Genomic DNA, 18,326 nt, shown 5'->3' on the forward strand with positions numbered 1-18,326 from the left:
TCCAGCCGTGCTCGCTGCCTTTTAATCGTGATGACAAATACATCATAAAAAGGAGCACGAAGGTGAAAGATCTAAAAATCGTGGTTATCGGTGCCGGTTCGAGTTACACCCCGGAGTTAATGGAAGGCATCATCAAGCGACAGCATGAATTTCCGGTCCGCGAGTTGTGGCTGGTGGATATCGAAGAGGGTCGGGAGAAGATGGCTATTATCGCCGGCCTCACCCGACGAATGCTGGAAAAAAATGGTCTGGATATTCCGGTTTTTGAGACGCTGAATCGTCAGGAAGCTCTGAAGGATGCCGATTTTGTCTGCTCCCAGTTCCGGGCCGGTTGCCTGGACGCGCGTATCAGCGACGAGCGTATTTCACTGAAATACGACATGATTGGCCAAGAGACCAACGGACTGGGCGGGTTCGCTAACGCGTGCCGCACCATTCCTGTCGCCCTGGAAATTGCGGCCGAAATGGAGCGGCTCTGTCCCGACGCCTGGTTGCTTAATTTCACTAATCCCTCAGGAATGGTCACCGAAGCCATTCTTAAACACAGTAAGGTACGGACGGTAGGGCTGTGTAATGTGCCGGTCATTATGCAAAAAGGGATTGCGAGTTTACTGGGGGTCAATGACGTCAATGACTTTATTCTCCAGGTAGCCGGGCTTAACCACTTTATTTTCGCACGTCATATCTGGCATGAAGGCCGCGATAAACTGACCCAGGTGATCCAGAACATTTCCGCAGGCAACGACCCGCTGATCCCACGTAATATTCCCCCTTTCAAATGGCCGGAGGGTTTGCTGGAAAACCTGGGCATGATCCCCTGCCCTTATCTGCGCTACTACTATATGAGCGACGATATGTATCGCCAGGAGTTGGGCGAGGCGCAGGGCGAAGGAACCCGTGGCGAAGTGGTGAAAGCCCTGGAAAAACAGCTCTTCGATATCTACCGTAACCCCGAGCTGGCTGAGAAACCGAAGGCGCTGGAGGGACGTGGCGGTCAGTATTACTCAGATGCAGCATGTGAACTGATGAGTGCGATCTACAACGATAAACGTATCATTATGCACGTTAACACGCGCAATAACGGCGCCATCGCCGGCCTGCCGGATGACTGTGCCGTTGAGGTGAGTTCCCTGATCACCCGCTCTGGCCCCATTCCGCTGAACGTCGAACCTTTCCCGGAGGATACGCTGCGCCTGATCCAGCTGATGAAGAGCTTTGAGGCGCTGACGATCGAAGCGGCTATTACCGGCGATCGCCACACGGCGTGGCGCGCGCTGGTCATTAACCCCTTAATCAACAGCGGCCAGGTGCTTGAAAAGGCGCTGGCGGAGGTTATCGAGCATAACAAAGCGCTGATGCCTGCGTTCCACAAACATCCTTAAATTCGCAGAACCTGTAAAACGGCTGGCTGCCAGTCAGCCGTTTATTGCTTTTCATTAGCAATCTCTCTTTTTCACCTTTCCTGTTACGCAGATTATTTTTATTTAAATAACTCACCTCAAAAATAATAACCACAACACAATAAAGACAATCAATAAAATATCTCAGAAAGCAATTGGGCCAAATGCCGTTAATATCGGGACAATATTATTAACGTAGCCCAACAAACAGAGATCATAGTCACAAACCCACGATCGGGGAATTGTTTCACCCATCGAAATAAATGCAAAATCCCTTTACCATCCGGGCATCAACGGTGTTTTCATTCGTTATCATTCATTTACTTACAGGCAAAATGCAGGGATCAAGAAGATATATGCAAAACAACAACATGCTTTTTAAATATAAATTGCTGGCAATATTGTGCGCATCGGCGACATTAACGGCAAACGCCCAAAATATGCCTCAGCCTGACCTCGGACATATAACGGCTCCCCTGCTGGCACTGGATGGCTATCAGTTTAAAGATCTGAATCGTGACGGAAAGCTTAACCCGTATGAAGACTGGCGTTTAACTCCCGCGCAGCGGGCAGAAGATTTAACCCGGCGAATGACGCTGCAGGAAAAAGCCGGTCTGATGATGCATGGCACAGGGCCCGTAAGCGAAAATAACTTCGGCAATGGTGACGTCTACGATTTGAACGCTGCCCGGAAAATGATCGTTGATGCGCATATCAACAGCATCCTGACGCGGCTTGGCGGCAAAAACCCGCGTCGTCTTGCCGAACAGAACAACCATTTACAGGAAATTGCAGAGAGCGGCCGGCTGGGTATTCCGGTGACGGTCAGTACCGATCCGCGAAACTCTTACCAGGCGCTGGCCGGTATCAGCAATCCGGCAGGTAAATTCAGCCAGTGGCCGGAACCCATCGGGATTGGTGCCGCCGGAAGCGAAAGCCTTGCCAGACAGTTTGCCAGCAGAATTGGCCAGGAGTACCGCGCCGTGGGGATCACCGAGGCCCTCTCTCCTCAGGCTGATATCGCCAGCGAACCGCGCTGGGCGCGCATCAGCGGTACTTTTGGCGAAGATCCTGAGCTGGCAAGGAAACTGGTCCGGGGTTATATCACCGGCATGCAGAACGGCAGCCAGGGGCTCAATCCGCACGGCGTAGCGGCCGTGGTTAAACACTGGGTGGGTTACGGTGCCGCCGAGAACGGCTGGGATGGTCATAACGCCTATGGCAAGAACGTCGTTTTCAAAACCAATAATCTCGACGACCATATCGTGCCTTTTAAAGGCGCTTTCGAATCCCGGGTCGCAGCGGTGATGCCCACGTATTCGGTGTTGAAAGGCGTTAACCTGAACGGTAAATCCCCGGAGCCGGTAGCCGCAGGCTACAGCCATTTTCTGTTAACCGATTTACTGCGGGGCGAGTACAAATTTAACGGCGTGATTATCAGCGACTGGTTAATCACCAACGATTGCGATGACGAATGCGTCAATGGCGCTCCCGAGAATAAAAAGCCGGTCACAGGCGGCATGCCCTGGGGTGTGGAGTCCTTAACCAAAGAGCAGCGGTTCGTTATGGCAATCCACGCGGGGATCGATCAGTTCGGCGGCGTCACGGATTCAGACATCATCACCGGGGCCGTCGAAAAAGGCCTGGTCAGTGAAAGTCGCATCAACCAGTCCGCTAAGCGCATCCTGAGGCAAAAATTTGAACTTGGCCTGTTCGAGCAGCCTTACGTCGATGCTGCAAAGGCTGACGATATTGTGGGCCGCGAGGAGACGCAGAAAGAAGCTAACGAGGCGCAGAGGCACTCTCTGGTTCTGTTACAGAACAAGAATGTCCTGCCCCTCAAACCGGGAACCCGCGTCTGGCTTTATGGCGCCGAAGCGTCTGCGGCAAAGAATGCCGGTTTGATTGTGGTCGATCGCCCGGAAGAGGCGCAAATCGCGGTAATGCGCACATCCGCACCTTTTGAACAACCCCATTACAATTACTTTTTCGGTCGCCGCCATCATGAAGGCTTCCTGGAATATAAGGCCGACAGTGAGGTCATGAAAACCCTGAACGCTGTCGCCCGCAAGGTGCCGGTCGTGATGACAATGTATATGGAAAGACCGGCGGTACTGACAGACGTCACCGATAAAACGCAGGCGTTTATTGCTAACTTTGGCCTGAGTGACGAGGTGCTATTTTCACGCCTGACATCGGATGCGCCTTATTCAGGCCGCCTGCCCTTTGCACTGCCAGCCTCTATGGAGGCCGTGCTCAAACAGGACCCTTCCGTACCGGGCGATCTGCACGCTCCGCTGTATGCGTTAGGTTTCGGGCTTTCACGCTGATACGCCGGTTCAGGTAAGTACCACACCGGCTGGTCAGGCTTACGCAGGCGCCTTTCCATTAACCAGGAAGGCGCCTTTATTTATTTTTACCCATTGCAACATCCGCGTCCCGTTCCCAGCACTTGTTCTTAAAGATTTTCATATAATGAAACGCGGGTTTTTTAACCGTCATATACCTCGACCCGCGCGCCTAATCTCCGGGCTAACCCTTTTGCGCCGTCGCGCATCACCCTGTCGTGGTTCCAGCGAAAAACGGGCCCTGCCAGCGGGGCAAGCACGTTCATCCAGCGGGCATTGGTGCGGATATCCCAGTCATACCGGACGATCGTCTCCCGCCCCCGCTCGGTCAAAGACCACAGGCCACGCCCTTCCACCTCGCCGCTGGCTTCCCCTTCCAGCAGGCATAACGGCTGAATCGTTAATACATGAATATCAAAGGTGATGCGATACGGGAGCGCGCCCTTCCAGGTATAGCGATGCAGGGCCCCGATCCCCCGGACATCACCTTTCTTTATTTCGATAACCTGCACCAGACTTCCCCACCATTCGGGCCATAAATCCGGATGAGACAGGATCTCCCAGACCTCCTGGACCGAAGCCTCAACCCGCCAGACGGTGGAAAACCGATAGTCAGCCATAGCGCTCTGCTCCCGTCAGGGTGTGAAAAAATTAGGAGGGAAACGCACGTCGATCGCCGTGGCCTCCATCAGCACGGTTTCCAGTAATTTGCCCCCCAGCCCGTAGCTGACCGCCTTGGCAGGCAATCCGGATTGATTATCAAACCAGACTTCATAGCGATGAACCGCATCGACGGCCTTACCTTCGGGGCCGATCACCGACAGATGCAACGTCGGTTTCCCGGCGAGGGCCTCTTCACCGACGAGGGTGTTTGTGCCGCCCTGTTGCAGACGACGAATATTATTCAGCAACACGCCAATGTCGGACCGATCCACCCGATGACCATTTTCATCCGTTATCAATGAATCCGTGGGGGACAGGTTGAGAACCGGAAAGGTCCCCGCGCCGAAGGGCCACAGCTTCACCTTGCCATTGTCCGGGTTATAGATGAGCACCGCCCCGGCATGCGGGGTAGAAAAATCCATCCGCACAGAGCCCGGTTTACGGTAGCTGTAGCGGATGACTTTGGTTTCATCCCGGGAGGAGACGGAACGCACCATTACCTGATAAGACTGGAGCTGGGCAAAACGTTGCAGGGCGCGCGCAACGGGATCGGGGGTAGTTGAACCCTGCAAAAAGGCCGCGGCCACCACCATCCTGTCCGCGGCGTGCGCAGGCTCGTGAAAGCTGAAGAGCAGCAATGCTGTCAGCATTACTGCCACAGAGAGATAGCCGCTGATGATGGTCTCCTGAAATAACATGACCGGGAATAGGATCAGTATGTCGGATAACCGTTGAATATGCCCAGCATCGCGCGGCGGTAAAAAATGACGGACTGGCAGAGTTCAGCTAGTCGCAGAGCAGGGATTGTTTGACCTGGGTCGCTATTTTTTGCCGGCTCTCCTCTGTCGCCGGGTTAAAAACCAGCATCGCCAGATCCGGCCGCCCCTCCACCGCAAAGGTCGAAAACTCAAGGTCTATCGCCCCGGCCTGCGGATGATAAATCCGTTTTACGCCCTCACCATGGCTGGCGACATCGTTACTGCGCCACCAGGCATCGAACTCAGGGCTCTGACGGGAAAGCTCGGCAATCAGGTTTTCGGTCTCCGGCGATGTTCCCGCTCGCGCCACGTCAGCCCGAAAGGCGTTAACCACCAGCCGCGCTATCGCCTGCCAGTCATCCTGCGCACGGCGTACTTGCGGATCGGTGAACAACCGGCGCAGAACATTACGTTCCGAGGCGGGCAACCGCGAATAATCGGTTAAAACGCATGCGGCAGCACGATTCCAGGCAATGACATCCCATGCGACGGTTTTGACGATCGCGGGGATGCTAAAGGCATCAAGAACCCGCTGCAAACGCGGCGTGATATCAGCAGAAATGGTGAACTGCGTGTCGGGTGGATGGCCGAAGGCCAGAATAAACAGGTGCTCGCGTTCCGGTGAGGTCATGCGCAGCCCGCTGGCGATACGGTTAAGCACTTCCCGCGACGGGGCGCCGCCACGCCCCTGCTCAAGCCAGGTGTACCAGACCGGGCTGATACTGGCGAGCTGAGCAACCTCTTCACGGCGCAAGCCGGGCGTACGCCGTTTACCCGCCATAAAGCCAAACGCGGCGGGATCGAGACGCAAACGCCGCGCCCGCAGGAAATCACCCAGTGACTGCATTGCCGTGTTCATCGTCGTCATCCTGTTAGGGTTTATACCCTGATAATGTCTCTACTTTTCTCGTCTGACTATAGCGCTACTCTGTTCCGGAACCCTAATCTGGAGGTGTGTTATGCGAATTTTCCTCACCGGCGCAAGTGGATTTATTGGCGCCCGGATCCTTACTGAACTGCTGGCGGCCGGACATCAGGTAACCGGCCTTGCCCGCACGGACAGCAGCGCGCAGGCGCTCAGCCATGCGGGTGCCGACGTTCATCGCGGTACGCTGGATGAACCCGATACGTTAGCGGCGGGAGCGCAGCACGCTGATGCCGTGATCCATACGGCTTTTGATCATGATTTTCACCGTTTCGTCGAGAACTGTGAGAAGGACCGGCGGGTTATCCGCGCCATGGGACAAGTGCTGCAAGGCAGCGATCGTCCATTAATCATCACCTCCGGAACGGGCATCGGTGATGACGACGCCGCGGCCATTGCCCGGGAAAATCAGTTTAAAGCCGGGAATCATAACCCCCGCGTAGCAACCGAACTTGAGGGCAATGCGCTGCTCGCTGAAGGCGTTAATGTCCAGGTAGTGCGGCTGCCGCAGGTTCATGACACCCGGCGCCAGGGCCTCATCACCTGGTACATTCAGCACGCGATTGAGAAAGGCGTGGTTGCCTGCATTGGTGAGGGAGATAACCGCTGGTCGGCGGCGCACGTCAGCGATGTCGCTGCGCTGTATCATCGGGTGCTGGAGCATGGCGAAAAGGGTAAGCGCTACCATGCCGTGGCTGAAGAAGGGGTGCCCCTACGGCAGATCGCGGAAACCGTTGCCCGTGAGCTCAATCTGCCCCTGATATCGCTCCCGCCCTCAGAGGCTGAGGCGCATTTTGGCTGGCTCGCTATTTTTGCCGCCTCGAACCTGCGAGCATCATCGGCCTGGACGCGTCAGCAGTTGGGCTGGCATCCCACCGGCCCCGGCCTGCTCAACGATCTTCAGAATATGGATTACGCGCCGCTATTAACGTCCCGATAGCCGCCATCCCCGGCGTCACCGTTGTGGCGCCGGGGGCAGGATCCGGGCCTCAGCGCGGAAGTAATTGCTGCATGGCCAGACCCGCCAGCCGCACGGTTTCCTGCAGACGCGCCAGGCTATCCCCCGCCCGCGCTTTCGCGGAGAGGCCAGACATCAGCGTACTGATAAAGTCCGTCAGCCGGACGGCCTCCTGCGGGTACCGGACGGCAATATAGTCCCGAATGCTATTTTCAGCAGCCGTATGCAAACCGCACGCCGCCTCACGCGCCTCGGGATCGTTGCAATGGGTGCCTTCCACAACCAGGCACCCGGCAGCCGTCGGATCGGCAACGTAGCGTCTTGCCGCCTCGTTCAGGACGTCCATCAAACAGTCAGCCACCGGACGGTCGTGACGCAAAAGCGACGTAAAGGGGATCGCGCCGGTGTGGTTATAGCGCGCCAGGACGCGGGTATACAGCCCGAATTTACTGCCAAAGGCCGCATAAAAACTGGGCGGATTGATGCCGAAGGCTTTTGTCAGATCCGCAATACTGACCGCGTCATAACCCCGTGAGTGAAACAGGTATTGCGCCGTTTCAACGGCCTGCGCAGGATCGAACCGGCGGGGACGTCCTGGGGTACGACTATTTTTTGTAGTGACCACTACATTACTCCTTGACGGCACGGATGGCCGACACATATTGTAATACTCACTACAATATCATGAGGAGCGTGTTATGGCTGCATTACAAAAGAGATCGGTACTGGTTTTGGGCGGGAGTCGTGGTATTGGGGCGGCTATAGTCCGGCGTTTTGCTTCCGAGGGCGCGTCGGTGGTTTTCAGCTACGCCGGCTCGCCAGACGCCGCCGCGCAGCTCTCCGCTGAAACCGGAAGTGTTGCGGTGCAGGCCGACAGCGCCGACCGGGATGCGGTAACAAAGCTGGTGCGTGACAGTGGGCCGCTGGATATTCTGATCGTCAACGCGGGGATCGCTCTCTTCGGCGATGCGCTGGAGCAGGACAGCGATGCCGTCGATCGTCTGTTCCGTATCAACATCCACGCGCCTTACCATGCTGCGGTCGAGGCTGCCCGGCAGATGCCGGACGGCGGACGCATTATTGTTATTGGTTCAGTGAATGGCGATCGCATGCCCGTTCCGGGGATGGCTGCCTATGCGGTCAGTAAGTCCGCCCTGCAGGGGCTGGCGCGCGGCCTGGCACGGGATTTTGGCCCACGCGGCATTACGGTCAACGTCGTGCAGCCCGGCCCCATCGACACCGATGCGAACCCGGAGAGTGGTCCGATGAAGGAGCTGATGCACAGCTTTATGGCCATTAAACGGCACGGGCGTCCGGAAGAGGTGGCGGGCATGGTCGCCTGGCTGGCGGGCCCGGAAGCGTCATTCGTGACCGGAGCCATGCACACTATTGACGGCGCGTTTGGGGCGTAATCTTTCAGAGGGAGGGATCGGCGAGGCGCTTGACGAAGCGCTTTCTGACCTCCTTATAGCCATTATTTTCATAAAAATTGTGCGCCCTCACTCTTCTTTCACTGCTTGAAAGCTCAATCTGCGTACAGCCTTTATCAAAGGCGTGTTGCTCAGCGGCGAAAAGGAGCTTCTGACCAATGCCTGTCCCCCGTGCCGACTCATTGATCACCAGGGCGGAGATCAAAGCCCACAGGCCCCTCTCATGCACAGGGGTAATAAAGTTCACCACAACCACGCCGCAAACGTCCTGCTCTGCTTCAGCCACTAACACGTTGTAATCGGTCTTCGCGTCGTTAATGTGTCGTTTCAGGTTCTCAGGATCTGTCTGGTAGCCCAACTGCAGAAAAAGCGTTTGCAGGGAGGGGATGTCTTTTAACGCTGCTGCCCTTATTAAGGCCATTGCCATAAACTCCTTAAGTTAAGTTCAACGAAACTATCCGAACCTTACTCATCAACGCAAGTTCGCGCTCCAACAAACCGTTCTGGAAAACCTCATCATTGTGTGGCAGTCGCCGGGCTACGCTTGCCCAGCCTACGGACTGCATTCATTAGATTGACTTTTTTTACCATCGGTCGATATTATGAAACAAATCGGTCAATATAACACCTCATCGGCTCTCTATCATTCAGGAGAAACAGCATGTTCACCGGCTTGTGTGCTTTCCCGTTAACCCCTGTCACCACCAGCGGCGTGGATGAAGAGGGATTCCGTAACATTCTGGCCCGCCTGACGGCAGCCCGGGTGGATTCACTGGGCATTCTGGGGTCAACCGGAAGCTACGCCTTCCTGACCCGGGAGCAGCGCAAGCGTATCGCCACGCTGGCTAATGAGCTTGCCGGAGATATTCCCATGATGGTCTGCGTGGGCGCGGTCAGCACTGATACCGTTTTACGTCTGGCAGAAGACGCGCAGGCGGCGGGTGCGGATGCCCTGCTCCTTCCGGCGGTCAGTTACCAGCCGCTCAGGGATGACGAGGTGTTTGCCCTCTTTGAAACCGTCACCCGACATGCTTCAGTCCCGGTCTGCGTCTATGACAATCCTGGCACCACCCATTTTACCTTTACGGATGAACTGCACGGGCGCCTGTCGTCCCTGGACGGCGTGCGTTCGGTCAAAATCCCCGGCGTCCCGGATACGCCAGCCGCTGCCGTCGATCGCGTCGCGGCGTTACGCCACCGTCTTCGCCCCGGCGTGACGATCGGGATCAGCGGTGATGCGTTTGCCGGGTTGGGATTAAATGCCGGCTGCGAGGTGTGGTATTCCGTCTGCGGGGGCTTATTCCCGGAGACGGCAAAACAGATCGCCCAGGCCGCGGCGATGAACGATCCTGCCCGCGTCACGGCCCTGACCACCCGCCTGGAGCCCTTGTGGGCGCTTTACCGTAAGCATGGCGGAAGCATCCGGGTGATTGCCGCCGCCGCAGGCGTGCTGGGGCTGACCGATACCGACTGCCTGCCCCGCCCTCTGCAGCCGCTGCCAGCGGAAGATATCGCAGAGATTGCCCGGGTAATAACCGAGCTGGAACTGAAATAACCCCCCTCCGGGACCGGGTCAGAGGTTAATACGATCCTGTCAACGCCCGACGTCCCGGCATCATTACCAGCAGCGCCAGCGCTAACGGCACCAGAGAGCCCCACAACACGGCGTTCCAGCCGTACAGATTCAGCAGTACCCCTGACGAAAACGACCCCAGGATCATCACGCCAAAAACGACGAAATCATTCAGGGACTGGACACGGGTCTTCTCCTCCGGCCGGTGATACTCAATGATTTTCGCCGACGCGCCAATAAAGCCGAAGTTCCAGCCGATCCCCAGTAAAATCAGCGACAGCCAGTAATGGACGATCTCCGTGCCACCGAGCCCGGCGAAAACCGATCCGGCGCTAATCACCAGCCCCGCAGCCGCAACCCGCATGGCGCCGAAACGGTCGATAAGCTTGCCGGTAAAAAATCCCGGTCCGTACATGGCGATCACATGCCACTGGATCCCCAGATTCGATGCCTGCTGGGAAATACCATGCATGTGCATCGACAAGGGCGCGGCTGTCATCAGGAAGTTCATCACCATATAGGTGACAGCGGCGCTGAATACCGTTCTCAAAAAGCCGGGTTGACGCACGATCTCGCCCAGAGGACGCCCGGCGGAGGGCGCTGCCGCCGCTGCGGGCTCTGCCGGGATCACCCCCTTCAGGATGAAGGCAGACATTACTGCCACCAGCGCCTGGCCGAGAAAGGTAATGGCAAAGGTATAGGGCGGCCAGAGGTTCATGGTGCTGGTCACCAGCATCGGGCCGATGACGCCAGCCAGCACGCCGCCGCCCATCACCAGCGACAACGCCCGGGCTCGCCGCTCAGGCGCGACGCCGTCCGTGGCGGCAAAGCGGAAGCTGAGCGCAACCGCGGCATAGGCTCCGCCAAGAAACGCGGCGAGACAAAACAGCAAAAATGAACCGATAACCATCGACAGCGCGGCTATCAGGCCGGTAATCACCCCTGCTCCGGTGCCGGCCATAAATGCCGCTTTTCGCCCGTGCTTTCGTGCCAGCGCGCCGAACGGCAAAATGCAGGCCGCCATCCCCAGCACAAACAGGGTAATCGGCAGCGTGGAGAGGGACGCGCTGGGCGCGAGGGCGTTACCAACAATCGCCCCGGTGGCATAGAACACCACGGAGTTGGCCCCGGCAAGGGCCTGAGCCGCCGCCAGGCGCATGATGTTATTGTTCTGCTCAGGGACAGAAAGAGCCTGCTCAGTGGTCATGTAATACGCGATCTCATCTGGATTAATTAGGTTAAAATTTCACGGACGCCGCACGTGGTGCCTCCCGTGCGGCGACATCATCAGGCATTACGACCTGCCATCACCCCACCATCGATATCCCAGATGGCGCCGGTGACCCAGCCCGCTTTGTCCGAGAGCAGGAAGGCAACGGTTTCCGCGATATCTTCAGGTGTACCGACCCGGCCAATCGGATGGAAGCTGTCGAAGCTGTTCATCACCTCTTTTACCTCGTCTTTAGGAATAAAGCCTTCGTAGATTGGCGTATGCACTACCGCCGGAGAGACGGCATTCACGCGGATACCCTTCCCGCCAAGCTCGATGGCCAGATTTTTGGTCAACGCGTGCAGGCCCGCTTTCGCCATAGAATAGGCGGAAGATGGCGTCGCCCCGACGGCCTGCTGGGCCCACATGGAGCCGATGTTGACGATGGCGCCCTTAATCCCTGCGTCAACCATATTGCGCACCACATCGCGGGTTATAAAAAAGGTCGCGCGGTTGAGGCTCATATAGAGATCGTAGTCAGCCGTTTCATGTTCGGTGAAGGGTTTCGGGAAGAAGACCCCGGCCGCATTCACCAGCAGGCTGATGTCCTTATGTTCGGCGTTAATCACCCCGGTGACGTGCTTCATGCCCGCTTCGGTCATCAGATCGGCGACGATCAGCGACACCTGCCCGTCAGCCGCCAGCGCCTGATTTGCTTTTTATCGTGTGGCAACAGAATGCCAGCACGCATCAGGGTTGGCGAATTATAAGAAATTGCTGTATTTGAAAGAAAATCTATCTTGAATACCGGTAACGATCGCAGCCACACCGCTTATCTGGAGCGTCCAAACCGCAGGCGCCATGTCAGCCAGCGGGGCGTCTGCTCGCGGTAGCGTTTCCACTGCTCTCCAAACCGACGGGCTATCTCTTCCTCTTCAGGCTGAATATGCAGGAGGGTTATCAGCACCATCAGCAGCGGCGAAATCAATAAGCCCAACGTGCTGCCCGACAGCATGGCAACGCTGAGCTGGATCCCCACAAAGCCGAGATAAACCGGGTTACGTGAAAACGCATAGCAGCCGTCGGTGATCAAGGTGGTTGTGCGGGCCGGATGCAGCGCATTGATCGTCGTGTGGTTGCAAACCAGCCTCAGCAGGCCCGAGATGACCAGATACAGGCTGAGCCCACCCGTGACCAGCGCAGTAGCGGATAGCACCGGCCTGTCCATGAGCCGGTGCAAGTCGAGCATATTCGGCCCGCTCGTCCCCAGGTCGAACAGCAAAAACAGCACCAGCAAAAGCGGCGGTGGCAACAGCATTCTGATCCGGGCGCGAAAAGGTTTCATACCGCCTTCTTACTTACCTCGTTTAATAGTGCATCCAGCTTAACGAAAACAGGTTCGATGATCGCTAACATATTTGCCGTTATGCCCCGGCTTTTCAGCTGCGATTTTAACCATATTATTTCGGCTTGCAGAGAATAATCAAAAACGGCTTCTGAAGCGGCTTTATTTAACCAACAATAGATAAACGCATTCTCATCCACCTTATTCGCAAGCCCACGTTCTTGCCGATATATTTTTACTGCGACAAGGAGGCAGTAGTAGAAATGGTGTGTCATGTTGATACGTTGAATATCCACCCTGCCTCCTGTCTGCGTTATTTTTTAATCCAGGCGATTGCTTCGATTTCTACCAGCGCATCTTTCGGCAGTTTACCTGCCTGAATGCAGGAGCGGGCCGGTGCGCCGGTAGCGCCGAAAAACTCGCTGTAGATCGCATTGAACGCGGCGAAGTCCTCCATTCTGGCGAGAAAACAGGTGGTTTTCAGCACGCTATCCAGTGAGGCGCCTGACTTTTCCAGAACCGCTTTCAGGTTCAACAGCGACTGTCGAGTCTGCTCTTGTACCCCGCCTTCGGGAAAGGCCATGGTGACAGGATCCAGCGGCAGCTGGCCGGACGTAAATACCAGATCGCCGTAAGCGACGCCCTGGGAATAAGGCCCAATAGCGGCCGGAGCCGACCCGGTGTTAATAATATTTTTCATCTTTTACCTTTTAAAAAATAGTTTCCCGGAGGGTTTAACGCAATACCCCCCTGATAATTGACGATCCTCGATTACGTAATCTGAATTTCCGGCAGCATACGCATACAGCGCTGCTTGATAAAATGAATAAAGTCCTGCACGTAATCTTTATCCCTGTTATCCGTCAGCGATGCGAGCCATATTTCCGACATCAGTTTGTCTCTGGTAATCGATTTTCCCGTAACGTACTTTTTATCCAGATATTCCGACACCGCCCAGACAGGTAACGCGGCGATCCCTCGCTGGCTGGCAACCTGCTGTACAATCGCCATGGTGAGTTCGGTTGTTTTTCGCCGTACCGGAATACCGGCAGGTTTAAGTACCTTCCGACACAGATCGATACGATCCTCGGGCACCGCATAGGTGATTAACGCTTCGCCGCGGAAATCCTCCGCCTCCAGCCACGGCTTCTGCGCTAAGGGATGGTCGTTGGATAAAATTGCCACCATTTCATATTTGAACAGCGGGCTGTAGCTCACCAGCGCCGTCTGCTCTGTTTCATCCACGATGGCCACATCCGCTCTGTTTTGCAGCAACAGCCCAACCGGATCCGGCTGGAAGCCGGGCAGAATATCGATCTCAACCTCGGCCCACTTTTTGCGAAACTCATCCATCACCGGCAACAGCCAGCCATAGCAGGTGTGACACTCCAGCGTGACCCGCAGCGCCCCCTGCTTACCGCAGGCAAACTTGTAGAGGTCGCGGTCGGCATTTTCGATAGCACCCAGCACGGTTTCGGCCAGCTGTAGCAAACGCTCGCCGGCATGGGTGAACTGCACCGGCGTGGTTTTGCGGACGAACAGCGTGACGCCATAGTGATCTTCCAGCTGCTTGATCTGGTGCGATAACGCCGACTGCGTCAGCTGTAACGCGACCGCAGCGCGCGTTAAATTGCCTGTTTTACGCAACGTAAGAATGGTGTGTAAGTGCTTAAGGTCAATCGGGATATCCATTACGCCATCCGTAAATCAGAACAGGTATTCATCACGCGAGTATAACAAGGGTCAGGCCTTCAGGTGACGTAAGGCTTGATCCAGATCCTTCACTAAATCCACCAGGTCTTCCAGGCCAATCTGCAGACGGAAGGCTTCCCCTTCATACGGCCAGTGATACTCCGGCCGATCCTTGCGCGGGTTAAACGGTATCGCCAGGCTTTCGAAGCCGCCCCAGGAGAAACCAATGCCGAAATACTCCAGGCTATCGATGAACTTTTCGACCGACGCTTTTGAATAGTGTGGTTTCAGCACCACGCTAAACAGACCGCTCGACCCGGTGAAGTCTCGCTTCCAGATATCATGTCCCGGACAGGAAGGCAGCGCCGGGTGCAGCACCTGTTCCACCTCGTCACGCTCGGCAAACCATTTTGCGATCTTCAGCGCGGAAGCCTGATGCCGCTCGAGTCGCAGGGACATGGTGCGCAACCCGCGCTGGGCGAGGTAAACGTCGTCGGGGGCGGCATGCAGACCAAAAAGATAGACGAAGCGACGGATAGCCAGCCAGGTCTCTTTGTTGGTCACGATCAGCCCCATCTGGGCGTCAGAGTGGCCGACGATGTACTTGGTGGCGGCATGGACCGAGACATCCACTCCGTGGTCGAATGGTTTGAAAAACAGCGGCGTCGCCCAGGTGTTATCGACAATCACCTTCGCATTGCGCGCATGCGCCACTCGCGTAATGGCCGGAATATCCTGCATATCGAAGGTTTGCGATCCCGGCGATTCGGTAAATACCACGCTGGTGTTGTCGCGGAACAGCTCAGCAATCCCCTCGCCAAGGGTCGGATCGAAGAAGGTTGCCGCCACCCCCATCTTCGCCAGCACGTTGTTGACGAAGCCGCGCGTCGGGCCATACACGCTGCTGCTGACCAGAATATGATCGCCGCTTTTTACCAGCGCCAGCAGCGCGCTGGTGCAGGCCGCCAGGCCGGTCGGCACTAATAACGCGCGATAGCCGCCCTCCAGCTCCGCCAGGGCTTTCTGCACGGCAAAGGTGATCGGGGTTCCAAAACGGCCGTAGTACATGACCTCATCTTCCGCATCTTCGAACAGCGCCTGATGGCGTTCGCTGAGCTCTTTGCAGGTTTTAAAAATCACGGTGGAAGCATGATAAACCGGCGGATTAACCACGCCGCCGAACACGTCGGGATCAAACGGACCATGGCAGAGATAGGTTTCCGGGGATACCTGGCGATCAAAACTATGATTAGACATTCTTACTCTTCCTCTTTTCACAACACGTACAGATTTGTTATTACCCTTGTCCCCGTCCCGAAGTGGATAACGGGGACAGTTAATTCAGGGCGGCTTTTAACCGCCTGACCGCTTCTTTCAGGTTCTCTTCCGTGGTGCTGACGTAGGACATCCGCAGCGTGGCGTGGTCCGGCTCATCGCAGTAAAAGAATTCGCCGGGCACGTACACCACGCCGTGGTTCAGCGTCTTTTGCAGCCACCGGGTGGTATCCATCTCGTACTTAAATTTCGCCCACAGAAACATGCCGCCCTTCGGCGGGTGGAAGGTCAGATGGTCACCCAGTTCGTTTTGCAGGTGCTGGCTCAGGACCTGACACTTCTGTTTATAAGCCGCGCGTATCAGGGCGATCTGTCCGGCCAGACGGCCACTCATCAGATAGTGGTACGCGAGCGACTGTGACAGCGAACTGGTGTGGAGATCGGTGGCCTGCTTCAGGTTCACCACCTGGCGCTTCAGCCAGCCAGGCACCACCAACCATCCCACGCGTGCGCCCGGGGCGAGGATCTTGGAGAACGTTGAGGTATAAATCACGTTATCGCTATTCCCCACTTCCGCCGCCCAGGCTTTCAGCGGGGTGAAGGTGGTCCCGGTGAAGTTAATTTCGCCATAGGGATCGTCTTCAATGATGACGAAACCATACCGCTGGGATAGCGCCACCAGCTGCTTGCGGCGGTGCTCTGCCAGGGTTACGCCCCCAGGATTTCCGAAGGTCGGGACGATATAGACGGCCTTTACCGACGTGGTTTTCACCAGCGCGTCGAGCTCGTCAATCTTCATCCCGTCCCCGTCGGTTCCCACCGACATCAGATTTGCCTCCGCCAGCTGCAGCACCTGCAGTGCCGCAAGATAGGTGGGCCGCTCCACGACCACAACGTCGCCGGGATTGATCAGGGCGCGGGCAAGAATATCCAGCGATTGCTGCGATCCCGAGGTCACCACCACCTCATCCGGAGTGGCGTGAATTGCCCGCTCGTGCATCAGCTGGCAGATCGCACCGCGAAGTTCCGGGCTGCCCTCGCTGAGCCCATACTGAAAAGCGTCTCGCCAGGCGCTGGAGAGCACCTTATCCATGGCCAGTTGCAGCCCTTCACGGTCAAACAGCTGCGGATCGGGGATACCGCCGCCCAGGGAGATCACCCCGTCCATTTTACTGTGTTTTAATAATTCTCTAATTGCAGATGACTGAAGATTTTGTAATTTACTGGCGATTTTATTATGCGACATCTTCCGTTCCCCTTTTTCATTACGTCTCTTTTTTAATATCACAGGTAAACGTTTTTGATAATGACTTTCCACTTACGCCATTTAATTACCGGGTCATCATGAATGAGATTAATGATGACCCGCAATATAATTAATAATGCCGCACTGTATTATTATAGGGTTAAGACAACATTGTAGTTACAGAGGTAAAATATCTATTGTGAAAACAGCATAACGAAGGGTCCGATACACATCAACAGCCCAATCAGAATCACGTAATAAACCGGTGCCCCGCGAAGATCAACAAACTTGTCATTCTTCAATATAATTATCCCGGGGACGATACAGCTAATAAGGCCGTAGGTAACGCCGCCAAACACGAACACCTTCAGGATCGGGAAGTTGGTCAACACGATTAACCACAGCACCAGCACCACCATGAAGAATGCGGCAATGGCGATCCCGTTGGCGTTATCCTTCCGCACCCGGAAGAACTTCTCTACGGTGACTTTGATTAACCCGACGAAGGATTCATGTACCGCCAGGTACAGCGCCAGGAAGGCGGTGACGATGGAGAACACATTGAGGATCACGCTCATGTATTTCACCGCCGCCCCGGGGATGACTTTCGCCGCCAGCGCCAGCGCCGAGATGTTATCCTGATAGGCCCGCAGCGCGTCCGCCTCGCTGATAGAGAGCACAATGGAGACCACAAACAGCAGGACGGTGGCGACCAGAATCAGATAGGCGACTTTATGCACCCGCAGGATCTTATATTTCGCGACCTCTTTATCTTCTTCGCGCTTCTTGTAGGCAATATTCATCGGGTTCAGGATGCCCACAAACATGATGGAGAAGATTGCAAAAGGCAAAGTCGGGAAGGTGCCGACAACCAGATGACTCACCGTTGGAAACTCGCCAATATTGCTCAGATCCCAGAAAGGCACCACCACAAAGCCAATCGCCACGATAATCACCAGCTTTATGGCGATCATGCTGCCCGACACCTTGAACAGCAGCTTTTCCCCTTTTGATGCCACCAGCGACAGCCCGGCAATCAGCAGCAAAGACCACCACCAGTGTTCCGATAACGTCTGGGTCGTAAGGCCGAAGGTTTTCAGGTAGGAAGCGCTGTCGTTGGTGATGGCTAACGCATACTCCACCATCGATTTCAGCATGGTGATGGAGTACAGGGCCCCCAGCAGCACGCCCCAACGGCTACCGACATAGCTGGTGATAATACTCAGATAGGAATCTTGTTCATCACTACGTGCCATGGTTTCGATAAACAGTTTCTGCATGTAGTAGACCGCCGGATAGCCCAGCAGCACCGCCAGGGCGAATACCCACACCCCTTTGAGTCCCACCTGTAACGGGAAAAAAACAATCCCGGAGCCAATCGCGGCGCCAATACAGAGTACCACCCACCCAAGATCGTACAGGGTAAAGGGTATATTCTTTTTATTAATCACTTCGTTATTAATTCCTACTGTCATAGGAGACCCCAATCTGCAAAAAATAATA

General features: G+C 55.8%; 18 protein-coding genes and 1 pseudogene. 5 read left to right on the forward strand and 14 right to left on the reverse strand.

Translation table 11 applies throughout. The features are described 5' to 3' along the window. The first annotated feature begins 62 nt into the window (after positions 1-62). Together GNG27_RS12465 and GNG27_RS12470 are read left to right on the forward strand one after the other, a co-directional pair. A complete protein-coding gene (locus tag GNG27_RS12465; protein ID WP_156263886.1) occupies positions 63-1,382 on the forward strand; it encodes a 6-phospho-beta-glucosidase in 1,320 nt (439 codons plus the stop codon). Between the two features lie 458 nt (positions 1,383-1,840). After that, complete coding sequence (locus GNG27_RS12470) at positions 1,841-3,730, forward strand: glycoside hydrolase family 3 protein (RefSeq protein WP_231600393.1); 1,890 nt, start codon at positions 1,841-1,843, stop codon at positions 3,728-3,730. Between the two features lie 161 nt (positions 3,731-3,891). On the opposite strand, the gene GNG27_RS12475 is transcribed toward GNG27_RS12470, so the two are convergent. From GNG27_RS12475 to GNG27_RS12485, 3 genes are all read right to left on the reverse strand, one after another. After that, positions 3,892-4,368, reverse strand: coding sequence for an SRPBCC family protein (locus GNG27_RS12475; RefSeq protein ID WP_156263888.1), 477 nt, complete (start codon positions 4,366-4,368; stop codon positions 3,892-3,894). Between the two features lie 15 nt (positions 4,369-4,383). Beyond that, positions 4,384-5,109 carry a DUF1571 domain-containing protein gene (locus tag GNG27_RS12480; protein ID WP_231600394.1) on the reverse strand — a complete coding sequence of 242 codons (726 nt, stop codon included), beginning with the start codon at positions 5,107-5,109 and terminating at the stop codon, positions 4,384-4,386. Positions 5,110-5,197: 88 nt separating this feature from the next. After that, a complete protein-coding gene (locus GNG27_RS12485) occupies positions 5,198-6,028 on the reverse strand; it encodes a helix-turn-helix transcriptional regulator (protein WP_156263889.1) in 831 nt (276 codons plus the stop codon). A 100-nt stretch (positions 6,029-6,128) separates the two neighbouring features. On the opposite strand from GNG27_RS12485, the gene GNG27_RS12490 reads away from it, so the two are divergent. Then, positions 6,129-7,034, forward strand: a complete 906-nt coding sequence (locus GNG27_RS12490; protein ID WP_156263890.1) for an SDR family oxidoreductase — start codon at positions 6,129-6,131, stop codon at positions 7,032-7,034. 49 nt (positions 7,035-7,083) lie between these two features. Here GNG27_RS12490 and GNG27_RS12495 read toward each other — a convergent pair whose 3' ends face one another. Beyond that, on the reverse strand, positions 7,084-7,677 hold the full coding sequence (locus tag GNG27_RS12495; RefSeq protein WP_231600395.1) for a TetR/AcrR family transcriptional regulator: 594 nt from the start codon (positions 7,675-7,677) through the stop codon (positions 7,084-7,086). 73 nt (positions 7,678-7,750) lie between these two features. Between GNG27_RS12495 and bdcA the strand changes: the two genes are divergently transcribed. Then, positions 7,751-8,464 carry an SDR family oxidoreductase gene (bdcA, locus tag GNG27_RS12500; protein ID WP_156263892.1) on the forward strand — a complete coding sequence of 238 codons (714 nt, stop codon included), beginning with the start codon at positions 7,751-7,753 and terminating at the stop codon, positions 8,462-8,464. 4 nt (positions 8,465-8,468) lie between these two features. On the opposite strand, the gene GNG27_RS12505 is transcribed toward bdcA, so the two are convergent. Beyond that, positions 8,469-8,903 carry a GNAT family N-acetyltransferase gene (locus tag GNG27_RS12505; RefSeq protein ID WP_156265131.1) on the reverse strand — a complete coding sequence of 145 codons (435 nt, stop codon included), beginning with the start codon at positions 8,901-8,903 and terminating at the stop codon, positions 8,469-8,471. A gap of 240 nt (positions 8,904-9,143) precedes the next feature. Between GNG27_RS12505 and GNG27_RS12510 the strand changes: the two genes are divergently transcribed. After that, positions 9,144-10,037, forward strand: coding sequence for a dihydrodipicolinate synthase family protein (locus tag GNG27_RS12510; protein ID WP_156263893.1), 894 nt, complete (start codon positions 9,144-9,146; stop codon positions 10,035-10,037). Positions 10,038-10,062: 25 nt separating this feature from the next. Here GNG27_RS12510 and GNG27_RS12515 read toward each other — a convergent pair whose 3' ends face one another. From GNG27_RS12515 to GNG27_RS12555, 9 genes and pseudogenes are all read right to left on the reverse strand, one after another. Continuing rightward, the gene (locus tag GNG27_RS12515; RefSeq protein WP_156263894.1) at positions 10,063-11,262 is read right to left on the reverse strand and encodes an MFS transporter; all 1,200 of its coding nucleotides are present in this window, start codon (positions 11,260-11,262) and stop codon (positions 10,063-10,065) included. Positions 11,263-11,342: 80 nt separating this feature from the next. Then, a pseudogene (locus GNG27_RS12520) lies at positions 11,343-11,984 on the reverse strand (SDR family NAD(P)-dependent oxidoreductase); the annotation flags it as partial. 113 nt (positions 11,985-12,097) lie between these two features. After that, positions 12,098-12,610 carry an isoprenylcysteine carboxylmethyltransferase family protein gene (locus GNG27_RS12525; RefSeq protein WP_231312245.1) on the reverse strand — a complete coding sequence of 171 codons (513 nt, stop codon included), beginning with the start codon at positions 12,608-12,610 and terminating at the stop codon, positions 12,098-12,100. Further along, the gene (locus tag GNG27_RS12530) at positions 12,607-12,906 is read right to left on the reverse strand and encodes a hypothetical protein (protein WP_156263896.1); all 300 of its coding nucleotides are present in this window, start codon (positions 12,904-12,906) and stop codon (positions 12,607-12,609) included. Before GNG27_RS12530 ends, GNG27_RS12525 begins: the two co-directional genes overlap by 4 nt. A 17-nt stretch (positions 12,907-12,923) precedes the next feature. Further along, positions 12,924-13,310, reverse strand: coding sequence for a RidA family protein (locus tag GNG27_RS12535; RefSeq protein ID WP_156263897.1), 387 nt, complete (start codon positions 13,308-13,310; stop codon positions 12,924-12,926). 71 nt (positions 13,311-13,381) lie between these two features. Further along, positions 13,382-14,302 carry a LysR family transcriptional regulator gene (locus tag GNG27_RS12540; protein WP_156263898.1) on the reverse strand — a complete coding sequence of 307 codons (921 nt, stop codon included), beginning with the start codon at positions 14,300-14,302 and terminating at the stop codon, positions 13,382-13,384. Between the two features lie 51 nt (positions 14,303-14,353). Beyond that, positions 14,354-15,559, reverse strand: coding sequence for a cystathionine beta-lyase (gene metC / locus GNG27_RS12545; protein WP_156263899.1), 1,206 nt, complete (start codon positions 15,557-15,559; stop codon positions 14,354-14,356). Between the two features lie 79 nt (positions 15,560-15,638). Continuing rightward, positions 15,639-16,823 (reverse strand): PLP-dependent aminotransferase family protein, encoded by a 1,185-nt coding sequence (locus tag GNG27_RS12550; protein WP_156263900.1) that lies wholly within the window; start codon positions 16,821-16,823, stop codon positions 15,639-15,641. 194 nt (positions 16,824-17,017) lie between these two features. Further along, positions 17,018-18,298 carry an amino acid permease gene (locus tag GNG27_RS12555; RefSeq protein WP_156263901.1) on the reverse strand — a complete coding sequence of 427 codons (1,281 nt, stop codon included), beginning with the start codon at positions 18,296-18,298 and terminating at the stop codon, positions 17,018-17,020. Positions 18,299-18,326 lie beyond the last annotated feature (28 nt).

The sequence above is a fragment of the Leclercia sp. 119287 genome (assembly GCF_009734485.1).
GTDB lineage: Bacteria > Pseudomonadota > Gammaproteobacteria > Enterobacterales > Enterobacteriaceae > Enterobacter > Enterobacter adecarboxylatus_C.

What these genes read in the sequence shown, in the direction of transcription:
- GNG27_RS12470 (WP_231600393.1), top strand. Translation starts at nt 1,841, where the DNA reads ATGCCTCAGCCTGACCTCGGACATATAACGGCTCCCCTGCTGGCACTG.
- GNG27_RS12475 (WP_156263888.1), bottom strand. Translation starts at nt 4,368, where the DNA reads ATGGCTGACTATCGGTTTTCCACCGTCTGGCGGGTTGAGGCTTCGGTC.
- GNG27_RS12480 (WP_231600394.1), bottom strand. Translation starts at nt 5,109, where the DNA reads ATGTTATTTCAGGAGACCATCATCAGCGGCTATCTCTCTGTGGCAGTA.
- GNG27_RS12485 (WP_156263889.1), bottom strand. Translation starts at nt 6,028, where the DNA reads ATGAACACGGCAATGCAGTCACTGGGTGATTTCCTGCGGGCGCGGCGT.
- GNG27_RS12490 (WP_156263890.1), top strand. Translation starts at nt 6,129, where the DNA reads ATGCGAATTTTCCTCACCGGCGCAAGTGGATTTATTGGCGCCCGGATC.
- bdcA (WP_156263892.1), top strand. Translation starts at nt 7,751, where the DNA reads ATGGCTGCATTACAAAAGAGATCGGTACTGGTTTTGGGCGGGAGTCGT.
- GNG27_RS12505 (WP_156265131.1), bottom strand. Translation starts at nt 8,903, where the DNA reads ATGGCCTTAATAAGGGCAGCAGCGTTAAAAGACATCCCCTCCCTGCAA.
- GNG27_RS12510 (WP_156263893.1), top strand. Translation starts at nt 9,144, where the DNA reads ATGTTCACCGGCTTGTGTGCTTTCCCGTTAACCCCTGTCACCACCAGC.
- GNG27_RS12515 (WP_156263894.1), bottom strand. Translation starts at nt 11,262, where the DNA reads ATGACCACTGAGCAGGCTCTTTCTGTCCCTGAGCAGAACAATAACATC.
- GNG27_RS12525 (WP_231312245.1), bottom strand. Translation starts at nt 12,610, where the DNA reads ATGAAACCTTTTCGCGCCCGGATCAGAATGCTGTTGCCACCGCCGCTT.
- GNG27_RS12535 (WP_156263897.1), bottom strand. Translation starts at nt 13,310, where the DNA reads ATGAAAAATATTATTAACACCGGGTCGGCTCCGGCCGCTATTGGGCCT.
- GNG27_RS12540 (WP_156263898.1), bottom strand. Translation starts at nt 14,302, where the DNA reads ATGGATATCCCGATTGACCTTAAGCACTTACACACCATTCTTACGTTG.
- metC (WP_156263899.1), bottom strand. Translation starts at nt 15,559, where the DNA reads ATGTCTAATCATAGTTTTGATCGCCAGGTATCCCCGGAAACCTATCTC.
- GNG27_RS12550 (WP_156263900.1), bottom strand. Translation starts at nt 16,823, where the DNA reads ATGTCGCATAATAAAATCGCCAGTAAATTACAAAATCTTCAGTCATCT.
- GNG27_RS12555 (WP_156263901.1), bottom strand. Translation starts at nt 18,298, where the DNA reads ATGACAGTAGGAATTAATAACGAAGTGATTAATAAAAAGAATATACCC.